This window comes from Streptomyces sp. NPDC059900 (assembly GCF_050270335.1).
Classification (GTDB): domain Bacteria; phylum Actinomycetota; class Actinomycetes; order Streptomycetales; family Streptomycetaceae; genus Streptomyces.
The window spans coordinates 1-3,784 of sequence record NZ_JBNNJZ010000708.1; the positions used below are offsets into that span (position 1 = coordinate 1).

The 3,784-nt window shown below is 70.6% G+C and carries 5 protein-coding genes and 1 pseudogene; 5 read left to right on the top strand and 1 reads right to left on the bottom strand.

Annotation, left to right across the window (positions count from 1 at the left end):
- The 3 genes from ACQKIP_RS42435 to ACQKIP_RS42445 all read left to right on the top strand — a co-directional run.
- The coding region (locus ACQKIP_RS42435) for a Ku protein (RefSeq protein ID WP_427745455.1) at window positions 1–575 on the top strand (575 nt) is incomplete at its 5' end.
- 68 nt (window positions 576–643) lie between these two features.
- Window positions 644–1,162, top strand: a complete 519-nt coding sequence (locus tag ACQKIP_RS42440; protein WP_365856060.1) for a GNAT family N-acetyltransferase — start codon at window positions 644–646, stop codon at window positions 1,160–1,162.
- 133 nt (window positions 1,163–1,295) lie between these two features.
- Window positions 1,296–1,805, top strand: coding sequence for a DUF3592 domain-containing protein (locus tag ACQKIP_RS42445; protein WP_365856062.1), 510 nt, complete (start codon window positions 1,296–1,298; stop codon window positions 1,803–1,805).
- On the opposite strand, the gene sigJ is transcribed toward ACQKIP_RS42445, so the two are convergent.
- Complete coding sequence (sigJ, locus tag ACQKIP_RS42450) at window positions 1,774–2,727, bottom strand: RNA polymerase sigma factor SigJ (RefSeq protein WP_365856064.1); 954 nt, start codon at window positions 2,725–2,727, stop codon at window positions 1,774–1,776. The genes ACQKIP_RS42445 and sigJ overlap by 32 nt on opposite strands.
- A gap of 103 nt (window positions 2,728–2,830) precedes the next feature.
- Here sigJ and ACQKIP_RS42455 point away from each other — a divergent pair, with 103 nt between their 5' ends.
- Together ACQKIP_RS42455 and ACQKIP_RS42460 are read left to right on the top strand one after the other, a co-directional pair.
- Entirely contained in the window at window positions 2,831–3,193 is a 363-nt protein-coding gene (locus ACQKIP_RS42455; RefSeq protein WP_365856066.1) for a hypothetical protein, read from the top strand.
- A gap of 172 nt (window positions 3,194–3,365) precedes the next feature.
- Window positions 3,366–3,784: pseudogene (locus tag ACQKIP_RS42460) on the top strand (hypothetical protein); the annotation flags it as partial.

Here is a 3,784-nt window from a genome sequence, read left to right on the forward strand (position 1 = left end):
ACACGCTCCTGCGCAAAGCCCTGGAGCGCAACAGCAAGGCCGCCGTCGCCAAATTCGCGTGGCACGGCAGGGAGCGCCTCGGTCTGCTGCGCGTACAGGACGACGTGATCCTGCTGCACGCCATGAAGTGGGACGACGAGGTACGGGACCCGCAGGAGCTGGCGCCCAAGGCCGTCGACGTGAGCGACGAGGAGATCGACAGGGCGGTCCTCCTCATCGACTCCATGACGACCGACGGCATCACCGGCCATGAATGGTCCACCGACCGCTATACCCAAGCGCTGGAGCAGGTCATCGAGGCCAAGGCAGGCGGCAAGAAGCCGCCCAAGCCGACCGAGGAGGAGGAGCCGGCCGGCCAGGTCCTGGACCTCATGGCCGCGCTCCAGGAGTCCGTGTCCAAGGCGCAGGCCTCGCGCGGCGAGGGCAGCGGCAGCGGCAAGGACGCGACCGTCCACGAGATGCCGAAGAAGCGGGCGGCGAAGAAGACGGCCGGGAAGAAGACGGCCGCCAAGAAGTCCACGGCGAAGAAGACGACCGCAGGAAAGAAGACGACGGCGAAGAAGCGCGGCGCCTAGCCGGGCCCCGTCCGGCGGGGCGGCCCAAGCCCGGAGAAATGCATTGCAGTGCCGGTGTGCCGCTCGGCATGCTCACGGCTGTGAGTACAGCAAACGACCCCGCCGCCACGATCGCCGTACCCGTCAGAGTGCGTGACCTGCTGCCCCGCGACCTGCCCGCCTGCACCTGGGCGGGCACGGCCACCCACCTGCGCCACGTGGAAGGGGAGTTGGCGCGCGCGGAGGCCGGCGAGGTGGACTACCTGGCTGTCTGCACCCCCGCGGATCTGCCGGTGGCGATCGGCGGCATCGACTACACGGTCTCCGGGCAGGCCGGAACCCTGTGGCAGCTCGGCGTGCTGCCGGCGCTCCAGTCCCGCGGCCTGGGAACGCTGTTGATCCGGGCGGCGGAGGACAGGATCCGCCGCCGCGGCCTGCGCAGGGCCGAACTCGCCGTGGAGGAGAGCAATCCGCGGGCGCGTGGCCTGTACGAGCGGCTCGGCTATGTCGCGTACGGAAGCGAGCCCGACGGCTGGGACGTGGAAGGGCCCGACGGGGAGCTCCGCCGCCACGAGACGACGTGCGTCCTCATGGGGAAGAGCCTCTGATGGCACGGGTGCGGGGCGGCCGGCCGGCACCGACTCCTGCGGACGGCCTGATTCCGCATCGGTAGGGGCGCGAGCACGGCGGCCGGGCGCCCGGGATAGCGTCCCTCTCCTTTGGACAAGTGAGAGGGACGTTGTGCGGTTTCGGGTACGCGGGTGGGGAGCCGGCCAGTGGGTCACGTTCGGGGCGATCGCGTTCGGGTCGCTGTTCCTGGCGATCGGGCTGATCCTGACGTGGGTGTCGGTCTCGTACCTGGCCTCCGGTGAGCGTGCCCGGGGGACGGTGGTGTCGATGGAGTGGCGCAGCGACGGCGGTTCCGGCAAGCGGCGGGCGAACGACGGGCCCACGGCGTACCCGGTCGTCCAGTTCACCGCGGCGGACGGCAAGTCGAGGACGTTCGAAGGCTCGACGGGCTCCAATCCACCGGCGTACGACTTGATGGAGCGGGTCGAGGTGCTCTACCGCGCCGATTCCCCCGGCGACGCGCGCATCAACAGCTTCACCTCGATGTGGCTGCTGCCGCTGATCTTCGGTGGGATCGGGCTGCTGATCGGGGGAATCGGAGTGACCGTGGCGATCGTGCGGCGCAGGCGCCCGCCGAGGACCGCCCAGCTCACCAAGAGCCCGGCGGGTCACCCGGCGTAACCCCTGGTCCAGCCGGTGGCTCCTGGCGCTCCCGCCCCCACGGCCGCAGCTTCTGCGGATTGCGCACCGCCCAGATCCGCGTGACGCGGCCGTCGGCGATGTCGAACGCCGCCACGGTCATGACGGTGCCACCACGCCGGGCCACCAGGCCCGGCATGCCGTTGACCGGCCGCTCCAGGAGTTCCAGCCCTGGAGCCTTGTCGGCGATCGCGACCATGTACTGGGCGATGCGCGCCCCGCCTTCGACCGGGCGCAGGGCGGCGCCTGCGATGCCGCCGCCGTCGGCGGTCATCACGGCGGCCGGGTCCAGGAGGTCGACGAGGGCTGCGATGTCCTTGGACTCCCATGCCTTCTTGACCTGCCGTACCGCATCGGCCTGTCCGGTCACGCTGACCGGAGTCCGCTCGGCACGCACCCGCCGCCGGGCGGAGGCCGCGAGTTGCTTGCAGGCGGCGGGGGTCCGGCCGAGGATGCCGGCGATCTCCGCGAAGGGGTAGCGGAAGACGTCGTGCAGGACGAACGCCACCCGCTCGGCGGGCGTCATCGACTCCAGGACCACGAGGAAGGCCATGGTCACCGTCTCGTCCAGGATCATCTGGTCGGCGGGGTCGGTGTCATGGCCGTGGTCGCGCCCGGCGCGGTCGGGCAGGGGATCGGGCAACCATGCGCCGACATAGCGTTCACGCCGGGCCCGCGCCGAGCCGAGCACGTCCAGGCAGATGCGGCCGGTCACCGTCGTCAGCCAGGCCCCGGGGGAGACGATCTCGTCCTGGCGGCCGCGTGGCAGCGCGTACCACCGGGCGTATGCCTCCTGCACGGCGTCCTCGGACTCGGCCAGTGAACCGAGCAACCGATAGGCGACATTGATCAGTTGGCGCCGTTCGCCCGCTATCTCGTCCGTACTCGTCCCCGCTGTCCCCATGCCTTCGACCGCCCCCTCGCCTTACCTTTCGCAGGCCCGCGTCGTCGGCCTGGTGAGACCTTATCGATCTACTGCCCCCGGGGGCGGAAAAGGGGACCGAGGCATGGCAACCCAGGCGACGACACAGCGCGGCCTTTCGTTTCTGCAGATCGCGATCGCCCTGCAGACCGTGACCATTTTCCTTCAAGCGGTCTCCGCGGGACTGCTGTTGACCGCGTCCTACGGAGAGACGCTGCACAGCGTCGGAGCCCGCGTGATGTACGGCGCGTCGATGCTGTACCTGCTCGCGGCCGTGCTGGCGTGGAAGCCGGGCGGCGGCTCGCCCAGACCCGTCTGGTACGCGACCGGCTTTCTTGCCCTCGCCTCGGCCCAGGTCGTACTCGGCATCGCGCACGTGCCGTCGGTCCATCTCCCGCTGGGTGTCCTGATGTTCGGCCTGAGCGTGCTGGCGCTGGCGCGGCGCTGAGGAGGGAGCTGCTCCGCATCCCTGCGGTCCGGCAGAGGGCGCGCCGCTTCCCGTTTCCCGGTCATATACAGCTACAGTTCCTTGCCCCCACAGCACCGCAGGATCCCCCCACGACTGCATCCCGAACTGCCGTACGCCCGTACGTTGTTCCACCGGAAAGGGAACGCCAGCCGTGTCTCCACTGCCCCGTCTCAGACCCGCAGCCGTCGCCTCCGCGGCCGCTGTCGTCCTCGCCCTCGGTATATCCGGCACCGCCCATGCCACCGCGCCCACCGCGGCCGCCGGATCCGCCCACCGCAGCAGCGACGACCCGGACCAGCCCGACAATCCCCTGTACGACGCCCCCGACAGCCTCCACGCCGCCTCCGGGCGCGAGTCCGTCTCGCTCTCCTGGAGTTCGCTCTCCGCGGCCACCGCCTACGAGGTGTACCGGGCGGAGGCCGAGGGGACCGAGCCGGACGAGGTCGGGCCGTACAAGCGGCTCGCCACCGTGCCCGAGAGCACCTACGTCGACAGTGACGCCGAACCCGACGTCGAGTACGCCTACAAGGTCCGTGCCCTGGACGACGCCGGTCATGTCTCGCCCTACAC